Source organism: Streptomyces sp. NPDC101151 (genome assembly GCF_044768335.1).
Classification (GTDB): domain Bacteria; phylum Actinomycetota; class Actinomycetes; order Streptomycetales; family Streptomycetaceae; genus Streptomyces.
Map to the genome: position 1 here is coordinate 355,286 of NZ_JBIWPP010000002.1, position 19,350 is coordinate 374,635.

Annotated in this window: 17 protein-coding genes; 15 read left to right on the forward strand and 2 right to left on the reverse strand. The window is 71.9% G+C overall.

Going from position 1 to position 19,350, the window contains the following annotated elements; translation table 11 throughout:
* Positions 1–139: 139 nt before the first annotated feature.
* From ACIRU3_RS04695 to ACIRU3_RS04725, 7 genes are all read left to right on the forward strand, one after another.
* Positions 140–1,546 (forward strand): APC family permease, encoded by a 1,407-nt coding sequence (locus tag ACIRU3_RS04695; RefSeq protein ID WP_404051308.1) that lies wholly within the window; start codon positions 140–142, stop codon positions 1,544–1,546.
* 240 nt (positions 1,547–1,786) lie between these two features.
* On the forward strand, positions 1,787–4,438 hold the full coding sequence (locus ACIRU3_RS04700; RefSeq protein WP_404051310.1) for a CocE/NonD family hydrolase: 2,652 nt from the start codon (positions 1,787–1,789) through the stop codon (positions 4,436–4,438).
* The gene (locus ACIRU3_RS04705; RefSeq protein WP_404051313.1) at positions 4,435–5,298 is read left to right on the forward strand and encodes an ABC transporter permease; all 864 of its coding nucleotides are present in this window, start codon (positions 4,435–4,437) and stop codon (positions 5,296–5,298) included. The genes ACIRU3_RS04700 and ACIRU3_RS04705 overlap by 4 nt, the downstream gene beginning before the upstream one ends.
* Before the next feature lie 258 nt (positions 5,299–5,556).
* Positions 5,557–5,973, forward strand: coding sequence for a hypothetical protein (locus ACIRU3_RS04710; protein WP_404051314.1), 417 nt, complete (start codon positions 5,557–5,559; stop codon positions 5,971–5,973).
* A gap of 555 nt (positions 5,974–6,528) precedes the next feature.
* Positions 6,529–6,849, forward strand: coding sequence for a hypothetical protein (locus ACIRU3_RS04715; RefSeq protein WP_404051317.1), 321 nt, complete (start codon positions 6,529–6,531; stop codon positions 6,847–6,849).
* 62 nt (positions 6,850–6,911) lie between these two features.
* Positions 6,912–7,232, forward strand: a complete 321-nt coding sequence (locus tag ACIRU3_RS04720) for a hypothetical protein (protein ID WP_404051320.1) — start codon at positions 6,912–6,914, stop codon at positions 7,230–7,232.
* 82 nt (positions 7,233–7,314) lie between these two features.
* Positions 7,315–7,635: a hypothetical protein gene (locus tag ACIRU3_RS04725; RefSeq protein WP_404051322.1), complete on the forward strand. Its 321-nt coding sequence runs from the start codon at positions 7,315–7,317 to the stop codon at positions 7,633–7,635.
* A 328-nt stretch (positions 7,636–7,963) separates the two neighbouring features.
* Here ACIRU3_RS04725 and ACIRU3_RS04730 read toward each other — a convergent pair whose 3' ends face one another.
* Positions 7,964–8,266 carry a hypothetical protein gene (locus tag ACIRU3_RS04730; protein ID WP_404051324.1) on the reverse strand — a complete coding sequence of 101 codons (303 nt, stop codon included), beginning with the start codon at positions 8,264–8,266 and terminating at the stop codon, positions 7,964–7,966.
* Positions 8,267–8,654: 388 nt separating this feature from the next.
* Between ACIRU3_RS04730 and ACIRU3_RS04735 the strand changes: the two genes are divergently transcribed.
* From ACIRU3_RS04735 to ACIRU3_RS04770, 8 genes are read left to right on the forward strand one after another with little or no spacing between them, the layout of a single operon-like run.
* On the forward strand, positions 8,655–9,800 hold the full coding sequence (locus ACIRU3_RS04735; protein ID WP_404051327.1) for a glycosyltransferase: 1,146 nt from the start codon (positions 8,655–8,657) through the stop codon (positions 9,798–9,800).
* On the forward strand, positions 9,797–11,263 hold the full coding sequence (locus ACIRU3_RS04740; protein WP_404051330.1) for an exopolysaccharide biosynthesis polyprenyl glycosylphosphotransferase: 1,467 nt from the start codon (positions 9,797–9,799) through the stop codon (positions 11,261–11,263). Before ACIRU3_RS04735 ends, ACIRU3_RS04740 begins: the two co-directional genes overlap by 4 nt.
* 6 nt (positions 11,264–11,269) lie before the next feature.
* On the forward strand, positions 11,270–12,601 hold the full coding sequence (locus ACIRU3_RS04745; RefSeq protein WP_404051333.1) for an O-antigen ligase family protein: 1,332 nt from the start codon (positions 11,270–11,272) through the stop codon (positions 12,599–12,601).
* On the forward strand, positions 12,598–14,289 hold the full coding sequence (murJ, locus tag ACIRU3_RS04750) for a murein biosynthesis integral membrane protein MurJ (protein ID WP_404051336.1): 1,692 nt from the start codon (positions 12,598–12,600) through the stop codon (positions 14,287–14,289). Before ACIRU3_RS04745 ends, murJ begins: the two co-directional genes overlap by 4 nt.
* Complete coding sequence (locus ACIRU3_RS04755) at positions 14,279–15,070, forward strand: polysaccharide deacetylase family protein (RefSeq protein ID WP_404051338.1); 792 nt, start codon at positions 14,279–14,281, stop codon at positions 15,068–15,070. The genes murJ and ACIRU3_RS04755 overlap by 11 nt, the downstream gene beginning before the upstream one ends.
* Positions 15,067–16,197, forward strand: a complete 1,131-nt coding sequence (locus ACIRU3_RS04760; RefSeq protein WP_404051340.1) for a glycosyltransferase — start codon at positions 15,067–15,069, stop codon at positions 16,195–16,197. Before ACIRU3_RS04755 ends, ACIRU3_RS04760 begins: the two co-directional genes overlap by 4 nt.
* 7 nt (positions 16,198–16,204) lie before the next feature.
* Positions 16,205–16,876: a lipopolysaccharide biosynthesis protein gene (locus ACIRU3_RS04765; RefSeq protein ID WP_404051342.1), complete on the forward strand. Its 672-nt coding sequence runs from the start codon at positions 16,205–16,207 to the stop codon at positions 16,874–16,876.
* Positions 16,873–17,988 carry a GNAT family N-acetyltransferase gene (locus ACIRU3_RS04770; RefSeq protein WP_404051345.1) on the forward strand — a complete coding sequence of 372 codons (1,116 nt, stop codon included), beginning with the start codon at positions 16,873–16,875 and terminating at the stop codon, positions 17,986–17,988. The genes ACIRU3_RS04765 and ACIRU3_RS04770 overlap by 4 nt, the downstream gene beginning before the upstream one ends.
* A gap of 24 nt (positions 17,989–18,012) precedes the next feature.
* Here ACIRU3_RS04770 and ACIRU3_RS04775 read toward each other — a convergent pair whose 3' ends face one another.
* The gene (locus ACIRU3_RS04775; protein WP_404051348.1) at positions 18,013–19,284 is read right to left on the reverse strand and encodes a glycoside hydrolase family 26 protein; all 1,272 of its coding nucleotides are present in this window, start codon (positions 19,282–19,284) and stop codon (positions 18,013–18,015) included.
* Positions 19,285–19,350: the final 66 nt, after the last annotated feature.

Below are 19,350 nucleotides of genomic sequence, written 5' to 3' on the forward strand. Positions count from 1 at the left end.
AACGGCCATTGACGCGGCGGTTTTCGTCGGGGTTCTATGCAGCGCCGGGAGCGGACGAGACCAACGTACGACGAGCCGCCGGAGGCGATAGCGCTCCCGACCCCCACCCTCAGTCGCACGAGTCGATCGGAACCGCCGCATGACCGACACGCTCCGCCCTGTCGAGACAGCCGTACTCGACGCTTCCGTGGCCCCCGACGGCCCGCAGAAGCTCAAGCGTTCCATCGGCGTCGTCGGCGGCACCCTGCTGACGCTCTCGTGCGTCACGCCCGCCTCCACGCTCTTCGTGGTCGTCCCCGACCTGTTCGGCTCCCTCGGCACCGCCACCGCCCTGACGATCGCCATCGGCTCCCTCCTCTGCATCGCCGTGGCGTTCTGCTACTCCGAGCTGGGCACCCTCATCCCCAGCGCGGGCGGCGAGTACGCCATGGTGTCGACGATGGCCGGGCGGCTCGCGGGCTGGCTCGTCTTCGTGCTGTCCCTGCTGGTCGTCATGATCGTGCCGCCCGTCATCGCGATGGGCACCGCGGACTACCTCGCCCCGATCGTGCACCTCGACCCGTCGATGACCGGCGCCGGCGTGATGCTGCTCGCCACCCTCGCCGGCCTGCTCGATCTGCGCGCCAACGCGTGGATCACCGGCATCTTCCTGGTCCTGGAGGTCATCGCCGCCGGTGTCGTCGCCCTCCTGGGCTTCACCCACGGCCACCGCGGGGCCGGCAGCCTGGTCTCGATGCAGGTGGCCGGCGGGAACGGTCACACGGACACCGTGACCGCCATGCTGGTCGTCTCCGGGCTCGCCATCGCCCTCTTCGTCACCCAGGGCTTCTCCACCGCCGTCTACCTCTCCGAGGAGCTGGAGAACCCGCGCCGCAACGTCGCCCGCACGGTGCTCGCCACCCTCGCCATCTCCACCGTGATCATCCTGGTCCCGGTCGCCGCCATCACCATGGGCGCCTCCGACCTCAAGGAGCTGACCGGCGGCGACATCAGCTCCATGGTCACCGCCTGGTCCAACTCCGCGGTCGGCACCTTCGTGAGCCTCTGCGTGGCCCTCGCGATCATCAACGCGGGCATCGTCATGGTCATCCAGAACTCCCGCGTCCTGTTCGCCTCCGCCCGCGACAAGGCCTGGCCCGAGCCGGTCAACCGCGTCTTCTCCAAGCTCGGCCGCTTCGGCTCCCCGTGGGTCGCCACGCTCGCGGTCGGCGTCCCCGGCGCGCTGCTCTGCTTCGTCAATCTGGACACCCTGTACGGCGTCACGGGCGTCTCGGTGACCGGCATGTACCTGCTGGTCGCGGTCGCCGCCCTGCTGTCCCGCCGCGGCTCCCACAAGCACACGCCGGCTTGGCGGATGCCGCTGTGGCCCGCGATGCCGGTCCTGCTGATCGTGGTCCTCGGCTACATCCTGAGCCAGCAGGAGGCCAGCTACCTGCTGTGGACCGGCGGCATCACCGCGGTCGCCACCCTCTACTGGGTCTTCTACCTCCGCCCGCGCCGCGACACCCGCTGGCTGGTGTCGATCCCGGACGACGCGCAGGCCTGACGGCCGGCGAAAGTCCCGCACCACCCCCCGCGCACGTCCCGTCGTCCTTGCCGCCCGCACTGCGTCACGCGGCAGGGGCGACGTCGTTCCCGGCGCCGCCCCCGACCCGCATGCCGTAACGGCGGGGCTTGTCGTACCGCGTCCGAAGTACGCGGCGGGAGGCCCGTACTCCCCAGGGAGGGGCCGGGGTTCAGCCCGGCGGCCGCATCCGTTGTCGGCGGCGGCCCGTACCGTTGAGGCATGGATCTTCGAGTGCCCGCGCTGCGAGGGCTGCTGAAGGGGCCGCGCCGGCTGATGGCCGCCGCGGCCGCCGTCGTGGTGCTCGCCGGCGCCGGCACATGGTCGGCCGTCGCCTCCGACGACGCACCGGGGGTGCACCGGACCGACCGGGTCATGACCATGGCCGACGGGACCCGTCTGGACACCTCCTACTTCACCGGCACCACCGCGGGCCGCCGCCCCGCCGTCCTGCTGGGGCACGGCTTCGGCGGCAGCAAGGACGACGTACGGCAGCAGGCCGAGGACCTCGCCCGCGACGGATACGCGGTGCTGACCTGGTCCGCGCGCGGCTTCGGGAAGTCGACCGGGAAGATCGGGCTGAACGACCCGAAGCACGAGGTCGCCGACGTCTCGCGGCTCATCGACTGGCTGGCGGAGCAGCCCCGGGTCCGCCTCGACAAGGCGGGCGACCCGCGCGTGGGCGTGGCCGGCGGCTCCTACGGCGGCGCGATCTCCCTGCTCGCAGCCGGATACGACCACCGCGTCGACGCCATCGCCCCGGCCATCACCTACTGGAACCTCGCCGACGCCCTGTTCCCGAACGGCGTGTTCAAGAAGCTGTGGGCCGGCATCTTCTTCAACACCGGGGGCGGCTGCGCCCGGTTCGAGCCCGCCCTGTGCCGGATGTACGACCGGGTCGCCGAGTCCGGCACCCCGGACGCGGCCGCCCGTGAGCTGCTGGAGGAGCGCTCGCCGTCCGCGGTCGCCCACCGCATCAAGGTGCCCACACTGCTGGTGCAGGGGCAGACCGACTCCCTGTTCACCCTCGCCCAGTCCGACGCGGCCGAGAAGGCGATCCGGGCGAACGGCGCCCCGGTCGACGTCGACTGGATCGCGGGCGGGCACGACGGCGGCGACCTGGAGAGCGGCCGGGTGCAGGGGCGGGTGCAGGCCTGGTTCGACCGCTACCTCAAGGGCGACAGGTCCGCCGACACCGGCCCCGCCTTCCGGATCACCCGCACGGGAGGCCTCGACTCCACCGACGGGGCCGCCCGGCTGCGCGGCGCGAGCGCCGACGCCTACCCCGGTCTGCAGGACCACCGGCGCACCGTCGCCCTGACCGGCGGCGAGCGGCACTTCGCCAATCCCGCGGGCGCCGGCCCGCCCGGCGTCTCCGCCCTGCCCGGCCCCGGCGGCTCCGGCGGCCTCGCCCAGCTGTCCGCGCTCGGCGTCGGCGTCGCCCTCGACTTCCCCGGCCAGTACGCGAAGTTCGACTCGGCACCGGTCGCCACCGACCTCAGGATCACCGGCTCGCCGACCGTGACCGCCCACGTCACCTCCACCTCCGCGGACGCCGTCCTGTTCGGCAAGGTCTACGACGTCGGCCCCGGCGGCACCCAGCAGGTGCTGCCCGCCCAGCTCGTCGCACCCCTGCGCGTCACCGGCGCCAAGACCGGCAAGGACGTCAGGATCACCCTCCCGGCGATCGACCACGAGGTCCAGAAGGGCCACCGGCTCCGCCTGGTCCTGGCCTCCACCGACCTCGGCTACGCCTCACCGGTCGCCCCGGCCACGTACACCGTCTCCCTCCGGGGAGGCCTGAGCGTGCCGACGGTCCCCGCGGTCACCACCGCGGCGGCCCCTCTGCCCGCCTGGGTGTGGTGGCTGCCCCTGGCCGGAGCCGTGGGCGCGCTCGCCCTGCTGTTCACCGGCCGCCGCCGCACCGCCGCCCCCGCGCCCGACCCGGCACTCGCCGAAGTCCCGCTGCAGATAACGGACCTGAGCAAGAGGTACGCCAGGTCCGCCGACCGGTACGCGGTCCGCGAGCTGTCCTTCCGCGTCGAGAAGGGCCAGGTCCTCGGCCTGCTCGGGCCCAACGGCGCGGGCAAGACCACCACGCTGCGCATGCTGATGGGCCTGATCGGACCGGACGGCGGCGAGATCCGCGTCTTCGGCCACGCCATCCGCCCCGGCGCGCCCGTGCTGTCGAGGGTCGGCGCCTTCGTGGAGGGCGCGGGCTTCCTGCCGCACCTGTCCGGCCGGGAGAACCTGGAGCTGTACTGGCGGGCCACCGGCCGCCCGCCCGAGGACGCGCACCTGCACGAGGCCCTGGAGATCGCCGGACTCGGCGACGCCCTCGCCCGCGCGGTGCGCACCTACTCCCAGGGCATGCGCCAGCGCCTGGCCATCGCCCAGGCCATGCTCGGCCTGCCCGACCTGCTCATCCTGGACGAGCCCACCAACGGTCTCGACCCGCCCCAGATCCGCGAGATGCGCGAGGTGATGATCCGCTACGCGGCCGGCGGCCGCACGGTGATCGTCTCCAGCCATCTCCTCGCCGAGGTCGAACAGTCCTGCACCCACCTGGTGGTGATGGACCGCGGCCGGCTGATCCAGGCCGGGCCGGTGCAGGACATAGTGGGCTCCGGCGACACCCTCCTGGTCGGCACCGGCACGGCCGTGGAGGAGCCGGTCGTGGAGAAGGTGGCCGCGCTGCCCGGCGTCGCCTCGGCCGTACGCGTCGCGGACGGACTGCTGGTCCGCCTCGAACCCGGCGGCACGGCCGAGAGCCTGGTCGTGGAGCTGGTGCGCCTGGAGGTCCCCGTCGCCTCGGTCGGCCCCCACCGGCGCCTGGAAGACGCCTTCCTCACCCTGATCGGAGGTTCCGCATGAGCGCGCTCACCGAGCCCGTCGAGGTCGCCTCCGGCTACCGCGCGGGCCGCACCCTGCCCCTGCGCGTGGAGCTGGTCCGCCAGCTCAAGCGGCGCCGCACGCTGGTCATGGGCGGGATCCTCGCCGTCCTGCCGTTCGTGCTGCTCATCGCCTTCGCCATCGGCGGCGACCCGGCCGGACGCAACGGCCAGGTCACCCTGATGGACACGGCCACCGCGTCCGGCGCCAACTTCGCCGCGGTCAACCTGTTCGTCTCGGCGGGCTTCCTCCTGGTGATCCCGGTGGCCCTGTTCTGCGGGGACACCGTCGCCTCGGAGGCCGGCTGGTCCTCGCTGCGCTATCTGCTCGCCGCGCCCGTGCCCCGGGCCCGGCTGCTGTGGTCCAAGCTCGCCGTGGGGCTCGGGCTGAGCCTCGCCGCCATGGTGCTGCTGCCGGTCGTGGCCCTCGCGGTCGGCACCGCCGCCTACGGCTGGGGTCCGCTGCAGATCCCCACCGGCGGCGCACTCGACCCGGGTACGGCGGCACAGCGGCTCGTGGTCGTCGTGGCGTACATCTTCGTGTCCCAACTGGTCACCGCCGGACTGGCGTTCTGGCTGTCGACCAGGACGGACGCCCCGCTCGGCGCGGTCGGCGGAGCGGTCGGCCTGACCATCGTCGGCAACGTCCTGGACGCGGTCACCGCCCTGGACCACTGGCGCGACTTCCTGCCCGCGCACTGGCAGTTCGCCTGGGCCGACGCGGTCCAGCCGCACCCGGAGTGGTCCGGCATGATCCAGGGCACGGCGATCTCCCTCACGTACGCCCTCCTGCTGTTCGCCCTGGCCTTCCGGGGTTTCGCCCGCAAGGACGTGGTGTCGTAGGGCATGTCCGGCGACGGAGGTGCGAGGGTGCGTTCGCCATTTCCCTTTCATTCGAGCATTCGACCGTTTCCCGCTTGACGCACCATACGATCAATCGATTCGCCGACCAGATGTGAATCCCTCTGGAGAAAACTCGGCAATGCGCTTCTTCACTCCTTGGTATTCATGCGTATGGAGTAGTGCATCGCTTTGAGCCGACTGCGGACTGCTATGTTCTCCATCTGTCGGATCAGAGGTAACTTTCAAGTGAGGTGAATCATGAAGAAGGCAGTTTTTACAACTGCGGCGTTGGCCATCGGCGCGGGTCTTGTGGGTGGCTCTGCCGTCGCGGCGTCGGCCGCCGCAAAGCCTGCCCATGAAACCGGTCCGCTCGGCCTCGTGTCCCAGACCGAGGTGACTCCGGCGATCGTGCCCGCGGCCGACACCGTGATGCGGGTGGCCCGCAATGGCAACATCACCAAGGGCAGTGCGTTCGACGAGCAGCAGGCGTCGACGGTCACCGGCAAGAACAAGGCGGCGAGGCTTTCCGGCGTATACCTGGACGGTATGGGCGCCGACAGTGCCAAGAAGCCCGCAATTCCCGTGAAGAACCCGGTCGGAACCGGCGCCGTTCAGGTCCACCCGCTGAACGGGCCGACCAGCGCCGGACTCGGCAGCCTGTTCAACGGCCAGTAACGTCGAAAGGCAGGACGTCGACGTACGGCGAAAGACTCGACGTTCCCGCTGCTTTTAGCAGTTTTATGCCCCGCTCTGTTCGCCAGACAGCGGTGGGCGCGGAATTCTGACACTCTGATCCGGTTCTCGGCGGCCGGAGACCGATGTCCCGGTGTCGCGGGACAGCTCCGGCCGATGGCGGCCCTCGTCCGACCCACGTCCGCTGCCTCGAAGGCGCAGGCTCAGCGGCTGGATCCGGACCGGCGGCTTCGCGCGCCCACTCCGTACCCGCCCGATGCCCGTGCCGGGAAACCGCCTTTAGCCTGTCCGGCCCACTGGACCCCTCCTTGCCAGTGGGCCGGACGCATGTCGGCGTGCACTTCGACCGTGTACGGCCCGGTCCGATTTCAGCGCCGTGAATGAGAGACGCAGCCGGGTTTGCCTGTGGTGTGCGGTGACGTTCCGCCATCCGATGGAATCCGTCGCCCGAGGAAGGTGTCAGCGTGACTTTCCACCGCATATTTCGGTTTCTTGCTATGTAAGCGTGCCCTACCGTGAATTCAGGAAGGAACCGAGTTGTCCAGGAAGTTCGCGGTCCTCACTGCAGTCGCCCTTGGTGCCGTCTGCGGCAGCGCCGGCGTTGCCTCAGCCCACTCGAACACAACCAACGCCACTGGCGGTGACGGCTTTTCGTCGTCCACGGTCGTCGTGAACGGCCAGCAGCAGGGCGTTCTCGTCGTCAACGGCACGCTGGTCGATGGTCGCTGCGTCGCGCCGTGGTCCAACGGTGCCGTCCTCGCCCTCACTCTCGCGCCGCACTCGCGCTACGCCGCCTGCAACACGGCGCTGGTCGACCAGTCGCAGAACGCTCCGACCGCGAGCGGCCTGCTCATGTGACTCCTGCCTCGTAATTCCGAGCAGGTAAACCCCCTCTAAACGCAGTCCGGAAAGGCCAACTCATGCGTAACAAGGTTACGGCCATCTCCGCCGTCGCGGCAGGTATCGTCCTGGCGGCCGGCGGCACCGCCGCGGCCGACAACTGCACGACCGTCAAGGGCGGTGGCGGTTTCTCGTCCTCCCCGGTCGTCGTGAACGGCCAGCAGCAGGGCGTTCTCGTCGAGAACGGCACGCTCGTCGATCTCCGCTGCGTCGCGCCGTGGTCCAACGGTGCCGCCGTCATCGCCGGCACCATCACGAAGAGCTCGCGCTACGCCGCGTGCAACACGGAGAAGGTCGACCAGTCGCAGCATGCCGAGACCCTGGCCGGTCTGCTGTTCTGACCTCCCTGCTGCTCCGATCCGATTCGGAGCAGGGCAGAAGTATCTGCCCGACCCGCCCCTCCCAACCCGAAAGGCGCATCTCATGCGTAACAAGGTAACGGCTCTCACCGCCCTGGCCGCGGGCATCGTCCTCGCGGCCGCCGGCACCGCTGCGGCCGACGACAACACCACCAACGTCACCGGTGGTGGCGGCTTTTCGTCGTCTCCGGTCGTCGTCAACGGCCAGCAGCAGGGCGTTGCCGTCGTCAACGGCGCGGTGATCGACGGTCGCTGCATCGCCCCGTGGTCCAACGGTGCCGTCCTCGGCCTCACCCTCGCGCCGCACTCGCGCTACGCCGCGTGCAACACGGCGACGGTCGACCAGTCGCAGTGGGCCCCGACCGCCGCCGGCCTGCTGTTCTGAGCACTCCCTCAGCCGGGCGGCCCGCCGAGTTCTCGGCGGGCCGTCGTCGGCTCTTCCGCCACCTTCGTGGCGAAACATTTCTGCTTCGACGGTGATCTGCTTCGACGGTGATCTGCTGTGACGGCGAACAGAGGAACCAAGCCGCGATCCGGGCGGCTGCGAACATGCCGAGCGGTGCCCATCTGCTGGTGCTTCCGCCCATGCCCCGCCCGTGAGGAAGCGGCCTTTCCGCGTCTGTCCGCACGTTCCACCACGCTTCCCGAATACGCCGAAGGTCGGCTCCGAGAACTACGGAGCCGACCTGAATCGCCCAGCCGGTCTGTGTCGTCTACTTCTTCTTCTTGGCGATCGGAAGCGCGGCGACCGGCTTGCCGTTGAGAGGGTTCGGCAGCATGCCACCGAAGACGGGCGTTTTCACGACACCCGACTGCTTCACGCCCTCCGCCGTGTTCTTGACGTCGTTGGACAGGTAGCCCGCCGGGAGCTCGGACGCGTTGGGGAGAGTGTGGGCGATCGTCTTCCCGTCCTCGAGGAGGCCCTGCGCCGGCATGTCCGCCGCGAGCGCGGGCCCCGCGGCGCCGGCGATCGCAAGGGTGCCGACAATGACGGCGGCAGCCTTCAGACTCTTCATTGTGTTCCTTTCTCCGTAACTCGTCTTCCGGGCTAACGAGAGAGGGGCGGCACGGGAAACTCCGCCGACCGCAAGTTCCCGGAACTCATACGAAAAGACCTGTTCGCGCGGCCTGTCGCGATGCCTGCGGCCGCGAATGGCCCTGCAAGGCATTCCCATCGGATTATCTGTCATTTCGTCCATCGGTGTCACGCGACTCCAAGCGGGTGATCTCGCACGAGAAACAGCCCCAGGAGAAGGATGTGATTCCGACACAGTTGACGGGTGCGTAGATAAATACAGATAAGTGGCTAGTGTTTCTACCGGATCCGACGCATTTATGTCGAACCTACGAGCGCACACCTTTGCGCTGGGTTCGGAATCTTTCTTCGGAAGGGAAGCCTCGGTCATGCGCATTGCACGTGAGCCGCACGTCCTCCACGTCACTCAGCCCGTCGAGGGCGGTGTCGCCCGGCTCGTGACCGATCTGGCGACGGCACAGCTCGCCGCAGGGCTGCGGGTCACCGTGGCCTGCCCGAGAGGCGGCACGCTGACGGACGCTTTGCGCGCGGTGGGCTGCAGAGTGCTCCACTGGGACGCCACCCGCTCACCGGGGCCCCGACTCCCGGGCGAGGTGCGGCAGTTGGCCCGGCTCCTGCGCTATGTACGGCCCGACGTGGTGCACGCGCACAGCGCGAAGGCGGGGCTCGCGGCGCGGCTCGCGGTGCGCGGCCGGCTCCCCACCGTCTTTCAGCCGCACGCGTGGTCGTTCGAGGCCGTGGACGGAGTCATGGCCCACGCGGCTCTGGAGTGGGAGCGGTTCGGGGCGCGATGGGCGGCCCGTGTCCTGTGCGTGAGCGAGGCGGAGCGGCGTACCGGGGAGCAGTGCGGCATCACCGCCCGGTGGCACGTGGTCCCCAACGGCGTCGACACCCGCAGATTCCGGCCGGAGGGCAACAGCGCGCGGTCGGCAGCGGGCCCCCTCGTCGTGTGCGTGGGACGGCTGTGCCGCCAGAAGGGCCAGGACGTGCTCCTGGAGGCGTGGCCCGCCGTCGTACGGCAACTGCCCGGGGCCCGGCTGGTGCTGGTCGGTGACGGTCCGGACGCGGACCGGCTGTACTGCGGTGCGCCCGCGTCGGTGGAGTTCGCCGGCCCGGCGAGCGACGCCGCCTCCTGGTACCGGGCGGCGGACGTCGTGGTCCTGCCGTCCCGCTGGGAGGGCATGGCACTCGCCCCCCTGGAGGCCATGGCGTGCGCCCGGCCGGTCCTCGTCACGGACGTGGACGGAGCGCGCGAGAGCCTGCCGACCGGCCACCTGCCGTACTGCCTGGTGCCACCGGAGGACCCCCACGCACTGGCGAGAGCGCTGACGGTGCTGTTGCGCCGCGCGCCGCTGCGCGCGGCGCTGGGCGCACAGGGCCGGGCGCACGTGCTCGCCGCCCACGACGTACGGCACGCCGCGGATGCCGTGATCGACGTGTACCGCGAACTGCTGGGCGTCGTCGCCAGGCCGCTCGTCGTACCGAACCAGAGCAGGGAGTCCATCACCACATGACCGCGGAAAGCACCCTTCCCTCTCCCGCCGGGGAGCCTCGGGCGGCGGGGCGCACCGTCTCCGTCCTCGTCCCGCCCGGCCTTGCCGCCGGGCGCGGGCTGCCTTCCGGACGGGGATCCCGCCGTCTGCGGCGAACCTCCTGGACCCCTTTGCTGATCGTCGACGTCAGCGGCGCCCTGCTGGGCGCCCTCGTCGTGCCCGGGGCTCCCGGGCACCCGTTGCTCATCGTCCTCCTCGGTCTCTGTGTGATCGGCCTGAACCGGCAGGCCCTGCTCTACGACACCTCGGTCGTCCCCGGCGTGCTCGACGAACTGCCCGCCGTGTGCGGGCGGGTCGTCGTCGGCTGGGCGTTCGTCACGGCGCTCTCCCCGCAGCGTCCGCTGCCGATGACCGTGCTCGTCACCGCGTGCGCCGTGCACTGCCTGGTGGCCGGCGTGGGCCGCGGAGCGGTGCACGGACACTGCCGCAGGGCGCTGCTGCACCGGCCCCGTCCCGCTCTGGTGGTGGGGCCGGTCCCGGCCGCCCTTCGGGTCGCCGGCGCGTTGCAGCGGTGCCCGGGCTCCGGAGTGCGGCCGGTGGGCATCGTCGCCGACGCCCTGGACTCCGTCCCGGCTCCCGGCGATCGGCCCGCGCTGCCGGTCCTCACCACGGGCGAGGAGGCGCATCGCGCGCTCATCCAGAACGGTGTGGAGACTGTGCTCGTCGTGGGACCCGCGACCCGTGTGCGGAAGGCCTCCCTGCTGCGGGAACTCGCCGCGCTCGGATGCGTGCTGTGGGAGCTCGACGTCGACTCGCCCTCGTACGACCTGCCGGGGCGGCGTGCGGGGGCCGGGCACCTGGCGGGCTTCCCCCGCAGGTTGTTGTGTGCGGGCGGCGGGCGGCGGCGCGACAGTGTGGGCAAGCGGATGCTCGACGTGGTCCTCTCCGGCTCGCTCCTGCTGCTCGTCAGCCCGGTGCTGCTGGTGTGCTCGGCCGTGCTGAGGGCCCTCGACGGGCCGGGCGTGGTGTTCCGGCAGGAACGGATCGGCAAGGACGGACGGCCGTTCACGATCCTGAAGTTCCGCACCCACCGGCCGGCCAGCGCGCACGAGGCCGCGACCCGCTGGAGCGTGGCGGACGCGCAGGACATGAGCCGCTTCTGCCAGTTTCTGCGCCGCACCTCGCTGGACGAGCTGCTCCAGCTGTGGAACGTCTTCCGCGGTGACATGAGCCTGGTCGGACCGCGGCCCGAACGGCCGCATTTCGTCGCCAAGTTCAGCCAGGTCCACCCGGGTTACCCGGCGCGCCACCGGATGCGGGCCGGGATCACCGGACTTGCCCAGATCCACGGGCTGCGCGGCGACACCTCGATCGAGGACCGGTGCCGCTTCGACAACGCCTACATCGACAACTGGTCGCTGTGGCAGGACGTTTGCATCCTGGTGCGCACGGCGGCCCTGTTCGTCCGGCCGACGGGGAGCTGAGCAGCGGTGAGCACTCCCTCGGCAGCCTCGTTCCCGCAGGTGCTGCCGCCGCTGCCGGCGCTGCGCCGGGCCGCCCCCGTCCTGCCCGTGGTGGCGGTCGTCGTCCTGCTGGGGCTGCCGGCCGCACCGGAGAGCAGCGCGACACCCGCCGACGCGGTCTCGGGGCTTGCCGTGCTGTGGGCCGTCGTGCGTACCGCGCGGCAGGCGCGGCACCCGCTGACACGGACGGCCGCGGTCCTGCTCGGGCTGCCGGTGGTGGGCATCGCGGTTGCCGCGGTCGGGGCGCCGACGCCCGGTGACGCCCTCATGGGACTGGCCCGCTATCTGCAGGTGTTCGTGCTCGTCCCGGCCGCGGTGGTGCTGCTGGTGCGGGACCGGCGCGACGCCCGGCTGGTGCTCTGGTCGCTGGTCGGCCTGGCGCTGTGGCAGGGCACGGTCGGGGTGCACCAGTACCTCACCGGGACCGGTGCCTCGTACCAGGGCGCCGACATCCGGGCGGTGGGCACGTTCGGGCCGGCCGACGTGATGGGGATGGCGACGGCAGTCGCGTTCGGGCTGGTGGCGGCGACGGGTCTCGCCCTCGGTGCACACGGGCGGCGGCAGCGGGCCGCGGCGGCGGTGTGCGCGCTGACGCTCCTCGTGCCCCTCGCGCTGTCCTTCAGCCGGGGTGCCTGGATCGCCACGGCCGTCGCCTGCGGGGCACAGCTGCTGCTGGCCGGGCTGCGGCGGGCGGCGAAGGTGCTCGCGGCGGCGGTCGCCGCCGCGGTGGTGCTGGTGGGCGGGCTCGGTGTGGGCGCCACGGCGCTGCAGGAGCGGCTGACCAGCATCACCCAGGTCGCCGACGCACCGGACCAGTCGGTCGTCGACCGCTACACCCTGTGGGCGGCCGCCACCGACATGTGGCGCGGGCACCCGGTGACGGGCGTGGGGCTGAAGGCCTTTCCCGAACACCGGGACGGGCATGCCTCGCTCGCGCTGTCGTCGGGCAGCGACACGGGGGGAGCGGGCCAGGCATTCCGGCGCCAGCCCCTGCTCACCCCGCACAACATGTACCTGCTGGTCCTGAGCGAGCAGGGCCTGCTGGGCCTGCTCACGGTGGTGGGCAGCTGGCTGGCCCTGCTGGTCTGCGCCCTGCGGCGGCTACGGCGGGCCGGACGCGCTTTGGACTGCGCCGTCGCGGCCTGCGGGCTGCTGCTGTGGCAGCTCGTGGACTTCGGCTACGGCGACATCGGCGGGCCCTCCACCGTCCTGACGGCCGTGTGCTTCGGCCTCGGCGCCTGGTGGGCACTGGCACGCGACGCGGTGACCACCACCGATGCGGAGGCGGGCGCGGGATGAGGCCCACATCCGCTGTGCCGAGCGGGACATCCGAGCACGCGGCAGGCGCGGACGGCCTGCGCCCGGCCGACGGCCGCCGGAGCCCGGCGGCCGACGATCCGGCGCAGGCTCCCGCGAGCGGCTCCCTCGCGCGGGCCACGCTTCTCTCCGCGCTGCTGACCGTGGCCGGGTCGCTGCTCGGGCTCGGACGGGACCAGGCGCTCGCGCACTTCTTCGGAGCCGGCGAGGGCACCGACGCGTTCCTGGTGGCCTGGACGGTGCCGGAAATGGCGGCGACGCTGCTGATCGAAGGGGGGATGGCCTATGTGCTGGTCCCCGCGTTCAGCGTGGCGCTGGCCCGGCGGGCGCGCGCGGCCGCCGGCCACGACCCCGTGCGCGCACTGATCGCCTCCTCCCTGCCGCGCCTGTGCCTGGGTCTCGCCGCCGCGGCCGCGGTGCTCATGGCCGGGGCACCGGAACTGGTCTCCCTGCTCGCGCCCGGCCTGCCCGACGCGTCCCTCGCCGTGGACTGCACCCGGCTGGCCTCGACCTGTGTGCTGACCTTCGGACTGGCCGGGTACTGCAGCGCGGCCCTGCGGGCGCACGGCTCGTTCCTCGCCCCGGCGACGATCTCCGCCGCGCTCAACACCGCGATCATCATCACGATGTACGGCCTCGGCGAACGCTGGGGCGTGCGGTCCGCCGCGCTCGGGGTCGCGCTCGGGGGGTGCTGCATGCTCCTCGCCCAGGCCCCGTCCCTGTGGCGCAGGCTCGCCGCGAAGCCCCGCCCGCAGGCCTGGTCGGCGAACTCCGGGGGCGACGGCCGGCCGCTGACGTTCGCCGTGGTCGCGACGGTGCTGCTGTTCGTCCTGTGCCGGCAGTCGCAGGTCCTCGTCGAGCGCTACTTCGCGTCCGGGATGCCCGCCGGCGCCATCTCACACCTCAACTACGCGCAGAAGGTCGCGCAGTTGCCCATGTCCCTGGCGCTGATGGTCTGCGTGGTCACCTTCCCGGTGCTGGCGCGGGCCGTCGCCGAGGGCGACCTGCGGCAGGCCCGGGACCGGACCGAGCGGGATCTCGTGCTGGTGGGCTCGCTCGTACTGCTGGGCGCCGCCATGGTCGTGGCCTGTGCGCCGCAGATGATCCAGCTTCTCTTCCAGCGCGGCGCGTTCACGGCCGCGGACACCGCCGCGACCGCCTCCGTGATGCGGGTGTACGCGTTCGGGCTGCTGGGTCACACCCTCGTGGGCGCACTCGTGCGGTCGTACTTCTCCGCCGGACGCGCGACCTGGTACCCGCTGGGCGCGATGGTGGTGGGCCTGATCGTCACCATCGGCGTCGGTGCCTGGACGGTGGGGTTCTGGGGCGCGCCCGGCATCGCCGCGGCCAACGCCGCCGGCATCACCCTCACCGCTCTGCTCCTGCTGCACGGGCTGGGTGCGCACAGCGTCGCGGTGCGCGTCCCACGGGTCGTCGCCGAACTGGCCAAACCGGTGGGCGCGGCCGTGTGCGCCGCCACTGCCGGACTCGTCTGCACGCAGCCGTTCGCCTCGCCGCCGGCCGCCGTCGCCGCGGGCTGCGTGAGCGTGTCGGCCGTCTTCCTCCTGCTGGTCTGGGCTCTCGACATGGCAGGCACCCGGTCCCTCCTGCTGTCCGCCGCACACACCGTGCGGCGCTCCGTCACAAGAAGGTTCTGCCATGGCCGTTGACGTCCCCGTACCCCAGCAGCCGACCGGACCGGACCTGGCGCCGGCCGAGCGAGAACGCCCCAGGCGGGGTCCCGTCGCCTGGGTGGCCATATACCACTCCGTCTCGGACCACCCGGACGACCCGTACAACGTCACGGTCTCTCCGGCCCGGCTCGACCGCCAGCTCGCCTGGCTGCACGGCCGCCGTCTGCGCGGGGTCAGCATGCAGGAGCTGCTCGCCGCGCGTGCGCGCGGAGCGGAGCGCGGGCTGGTGGGGCTCACCTTCGACGACGGCTACGCCGACTTCGTCACCGCGGCGCTGCCCGTCCTGAGCCGGTGGCAGTGCGGGGCCACGGTGTTCGTGCTGCCCGGGCGGCTCGGCGGCGAGAACGACTGGGACCCGCTCGGCCCGCGCAAGCGGCTCCTCGACGCGGACGGCATCCGCCGGGCCGCGGCCGCGGGCATCGAGATCGGCTCGCACGGCCTCACCCACGTCGACCTCACCCGGGCCACGCCCCACGATCTGCGAGCCGAGGTCCACCGCAGCCGTACGTTGTTGGCCGAGCTGCTCGACGCCGACGTCCAGGGCTTCTGTTACCCCTACGGCCTGGTCGACGCGCGCGTCATGGCCGCCGTGCGCGAGGCCGGTTACGGCTATGCCTGCGCCGTCGCTCCCGCCCCCGGCCTCTCCGGCGACCTCGCGCTGCCCCGGCTCCACATCGGCCGGGCCGACATCGCCGTGCGCCTGGAGCTGAAGAGACTTCGAGCCCGCGTCCGCGGCCGAGCCCTGGAGGCCCGGTGAAAGCCCTGCACATCATCACCGGTCTCGGTGTCGGCGGCGCGGAGCAGCAACTGCGCCTGCTGCTGCGGCACCTGCCGGTCCGCTGCGACGTGGTGACGCTGACCAACCCCGGCCCGGTCGCCGAGGGACTGCGGGCCGACGGCATCCATGTCACCCACCTGGGCATGGGCGGCAACCGCGACCTCGGCGCCCTGCCCCGCCTGACCGGGCTGATCCGGGCCGGCAGCTACGACGTCGTGCACACGCATCTGTACCGGGCCTGTGTGTACGGCCGCTTCGCGGCGCGTCTGGCAGGGGTACGGGCGGTGGTGGCCACCGAGCACTCGCTGGGCGACACCCTGATCGAGGGCCGCCTGCTGACCACGGGCGTCCGGGCGCTGTACCTGGTCGGCGAGCGCCTCGGCCGTGCCACGATCGCGGTCTCGCCGACGGTGGCCGAACGGCTGCGCCGGTGGGGTGTGCCCGAGGGGCGCATCCACATGATTCCGAACGGCATCGACGCTCCCCAGCTCCGTTACGACGCGGTCCGGCGCAAGGAGGCCCGTGCCGTCTACGGGATTCCCGAGGACGCGTACGTCGTCGGCGGCATCGGCCGTCTCGCCGTCGGCAAGCGCTTCGACGTGCTCGTTCGCGCGCTGGAGCGACTCCCCGGCGATGTACGGCTGCTGCTGGTCGGCGGCGGCAGCGAGGAGGAGGTGCTGCGCTGCACCGCCCAGGAGCTGGGGGTCGCCGACCGGATGGTGCTGACGGGTGAACGGCCGTATCTGCCGGACCCCCGGGACGGCACGCCCGACCTGGCCTGCCTGCTGTCCGCGATGGACGTGCTCGCCGCCCCGTCGGTCGAGGAGGCCTTCGGCCTGGCCGTGCTGGAGGCGCTCGCGGCCGGGCTCCCCGTGCTGTACACGACGTGCCCGGCCGTCGACGACCTGCCGCCGGAGGCCGCACCGGGCGCCCGGCGGGTGACGGGCGGCACCGAGGCGTACGCCCGGGAACTGCTGCGGCTGCGTGCGGCAGGACCCGGCGTACGCGCCGCCCCGGACGCCGTGCGGCACTACAGCATCGAGCGCACCGCCGGGCAGCTGATGGACGTGTACACGGCCGTCCTGTCCGGCTCAACCTGGAAGTGAGGCCCTGATGACCGACAACCCGACACCGCCCGTACGGCTGCCCCGCCGGCTTCTCGGGCGCCCGGCGCGGCTGCTGCTGCGGTGGCTGGTCCCGGCCGGCGCGATTCTCGGCGCGGCGGCGGGCGGCGCGTACGGAGTGCTGAAGCCACCGCAGTACACGGCCACGAGCTACGTCATCGCCGTACCGGCCGAGACATCGAGGTCCGACCCGGCGGCGGCACTCGGATTCGCGCAGGCGTACGGCCGTGTCGTGACGCAGCTCGCCGTGCTGGGGGCGGCACAGGAGGAGGCGGGCGTGCCGGTGGAGAAGCTGAGCAGGAGTGTGCGGGCCGCGACCTCGCCCGACGCACCGATGATCGCGATCACGGCGACCTCCGGGCGCCCCGGCCGGGCCGCCGTCATCGCCAACGCCGTGTCCCGCGCCCTGACCGTGCAGGCCGACCAGGCGAAGAAGGAGACCGGCATCCGCCTCGTGGGCCTGTCCCGCGCCCTCAGACCCGCCGCGCCCTCGTCCGCGTCCCCGGTGCTGACCACCCTCGTGGGCGCGAGCGGCGGAGGTCTGTTGGGCGGCCTCGCGCTGCTGGCCCGGCCGCGGCGGGCGGCGACGGACGGGGACCGGGGCCGGACACAGCTGCCCGGCCCGGCCCCCGCCGCCGACACCCAAGGGGTGCTGTCATGACCGGGTCCGGCCACGCGCTGTCGGTGGAGATCTGCACGGACGGGCACGCGTTCGCACAGCTGGCGGGGGAGTGGGAGCACCTGTACCGGGCCTGCCGGTCCGCGACACCGTTCCAGAGCCACGCCTGGCTGCACTCGTGGTGGCTGTCGTACGGAACGCCGGGCGGGCTCCGGCTCGTCCTGGTGCGCGCGGGCGGTGAACTGGTGGCTGCGGCACCGCTGATGCGCGTACACAGCCCGTTGCCGGCACTGGTGCCCATCGGCGGCCGCATCTCCGACTTCTGCGATGTGCTTCTTGACGAGACGATGGCCGAGCAGGGGGCCCGGGCGCTGGCGGACACCCTGGCCGACATGGCCCGCACCGCCCTGATCGACTTCCGCGAGGTGCGGCCCGGCAGCGCGGTGGAGCGGGTCTACCACTCCTGGCGCGGCCCGCGCCGACGGCTGAGCGACTCCGAGTGCCTCGAAATGCCCGCCCTCCCCATGAACGAGTTGGTCAAGCGGCTGCCCAGGGCGGGCGCCCAGCGGGTGCGCAACAAGCTGAACAGGGTGAAGAAGCTCGGCGTCGAGTGGCGCACCGTGGATCACCGTGAGGCGGACACGGCGTTGCGGCGGATGCTGGAGCTGCACCGGCTGCAGTGGCAGGGCAGGAAGGTGACACCGGAGCATCTGCGGCCGCGCTTCCTCGACCACCTCGTCCGGTCGGTGGTTCCCATGGCCCGGTGCGGCGAGGCCGTGGTGAAGGAGTACCTGCTGGAGGACGAGGTCCTGGCCGTCGATCTGAGCTTCCAGTCGAGCCAGTTGGTGGGGAAGTACCTGAACGGGGTTCACCCGCGGTTGCGCGAGCTGAAGCTGGACGTGACGACGATGATGCTCAGCGCCGCCGTCGACGACCTGTCCTCCGCAGGGCCCACGGTGCTGAGCCTGTTGCGCGGCAAGGAACCGTACAAGTACCGCTGGCTTCCCGAGACCGTCGTCAACCAGCGCCTGCTGCTGGCCCGCCGACGCACCGCACCGCTGCTCGCGGCAGCCGCCTGCGAGGCCGCCGCGCGGGACCGGGCAAAGAGGATCCTGCGCGGGTCCGCCACGTCCGGATCCGCCGGGTCCCTGTAGCGCCGCGCACCTGGTGCCGCGGCACTAGTTCAGGAGTCTCGTCGGCTTGCACGGGCAGGCGGACCGCCCGGCGAGCGGGGTCTCTGCCGCCGGAGTCGTAGCCGGAGCGAGAGTCGGAGCCGGACTCGGACTCGGGCTGGGATTCGGACTCGGCTGGGGCTCCGGTGCGGTCGTGGGCGCGGGCGAGCCGGGCACCGACGGCTCCGGTTCCGGCGTGCGCTGACCGAACAGCGCCGCGCGGTAGAGGGCGGCTGCCCGGTCATTGGTGGAGCACAGCCACACCCCGTGCGGACAGTAGTCGGCGATCGTGTTGTACAGCGGCTTGTGCTCGTCCATCCATGCGAGCATGCGCAGCATGTACGTCACACTGTCGCCGTTGTGATAGAGACCCCACTCGGGATACGAGATCGGCTTGCCGTGCGCCTTCGCGAAGTCGACTTGGTACTGCAGGCCGTAGGGCTCGGACACCTGCTTGTCGAAGGTGATTCCGGTCGGCTGGTCGTAGGAGTCCATGCCGACGATGTCGACGACGTCGTCACCGGGATAGCACTCCGGCCACGGAACCGAGTCCGCACCCCGGTTCGGGGCGAAGTCGAACCTGAACTTCTGACCGGGCACCGAGCGCATGGCGGTGACGATGCGCCGCCAGTACGTCTTCCAGTCCTCCGGAGCGGGACCGCAGCGGTGGGTGTACGTGACGCCGTTCATCTCCCAGCCGAGCACGAGCACCGTGTCCGGCGCCCCCAGGTCGACGAGATGCTGGGCCAGCGCCTGGAAGTGCTCGTCGAACTCGCCCGACGCGGCGCGTCGCAGCAGTTGTCTGACCTCCGCGTCGGGGAGGTGCGCCTCGTTGCGTTCCATCAGCGGGACATTGAGCACGAAGAGCCGGTCGTCCTTGGCCCGCCGCCAGTCGACCCAGCTGTCGAGGAAGCCCGGCGCGCCCTCGATGTTGCTCCACAGGTCCCCCGGCAGGTACGTGCGCCCCACCTGCACCTCGGTGCCGCCGAGCCAGCGGCTGAACCCGCTCATGAGCTTCACTCCGCTGGGCCCGTAGTTGAGGTACGCACCGAACGCGGACGAGCGCGTCGCCTCTGCCGTCGGCGGAGCCCCGCCCGCGGGGCATGGGAGAGGTCCGGGACCGGCGGACCGCGCGGCCGGCACGCAGCGCAGGGGAGCTCGGTTCCCTGCGGGGTCGGTCTTGAGGGCCGGGCTGGGTACGACAGACGCTGACGCGAACACTCCGGCGGTGATGAACGCCAGTCGCCTGAGGGTGGACCGGCGACGCTCAGACGTCATTCCCACTCCTTTGGTGCGTCTACGCCCCGTAGGCTGAGGCATGGACATATATACGCTAATTGCACC

Bases quoted from the DNA above. Each gene is read 5' to 3' on its own strand.
- ACIRU3_RS04695 (WP_404051308.1), top strand. From the start codon at position 140: ATGACCGACACGCTCCGCCCTGTCGAGACAGCCGTACTCGACGCTTCC.
- ACIRU3_RS04700 (WP_404051310.1), top strand. From the start codon at position 1,787: ATGGATCTTCGAGTGCCCGCGCTGCGAGGGCTGCTGAAGGGGCCGCGC.
- ACIRU3_RS04705 (WP_404051313.1), top strand. From the start codon at position 4,435: ATGAGCGCGCTCACCGAGCCCGTCGAGGTCGCCTCCGGCTACCGCGCG.
- ACIRU3_RS04710 (WP_404051314.1), top strand. From the start codon at position 5,557: ATGAAGAAGGCAGTTTTTACAACTGCGGCGTTGGCCATCGGCGCGGGT.
- ACIRU3_RS04720 (WP_404051320.1), top strand. From the start codon at position 6,912: ATGCGTAACAAGGTTACGGCCATCTCCGCCGTCGCGGCAGGTATCGTC.
- ACIRU3_RS04725 (WP_404051322.1), top strand. From the start codon at position 7,315: ATGCGTAACAAGGTAACGGCTCTCACCGCCCTGGCCGCGGGCATCGTC.
- ACIRU3_RS04730 (WP_404051324.1), bottom strand. From the start codon at position 8,266: ATGAAGAGTCTGAAGGCTGCCGCCGTCATTGTCGGCACCCTTGCGATC.
- ACIRU3_RS04735 (WP_404051327.1), top strand. From the start codon at position 8,655: ATGCGCATTGCACGTGAGCCGCACGTCCTCCACGTCACTCAGCCCGTC.
- ACIRU3_RS04740 (WP_404051330.1), top strand. From the start codon at position 9,797: ATGACCGCGGAAAGCACCCTTCCCTCTCCCGCCGGGGAGCCTCGGGCG.
- murJ (WP_404051336.1), top strand. From the start codon at position 12,598: ATGAGGCCCACATCCGCTGTGCCGAGCGGGACATCCGAGCACGCGGCA.
- ACIRU3_RS04755 (WP_404051338.1), top strand. From the start codon at position 14,279: ATGGCCGTTGACGTCCCCGTACCCCAGCAGCCGACCGGACCGGACCTG.
- ACIRU3_RS04765 (WP_404051342.1), top strand. From the start codon at position 16,205: ATGACCGACAACCCGACACCGCCCGTACGGCTGCCCCGCCGGCTTCTC.
- ACIRU3_RS04770 (WP_404051345.1), top strand. From the start codon at position 16,873: ATGACCGGGTCCGGCCACGCGCTGTCGGTGGAGATCTGCACGGACGGG.
- ACIRU3_RS04775 (WP_404051348.1), bottom strand. From the start codon at position 19,284: ATGACGTCTGAGCGTCGCCGGTCCACCCTCAGGCGACTGGCGTTCATC.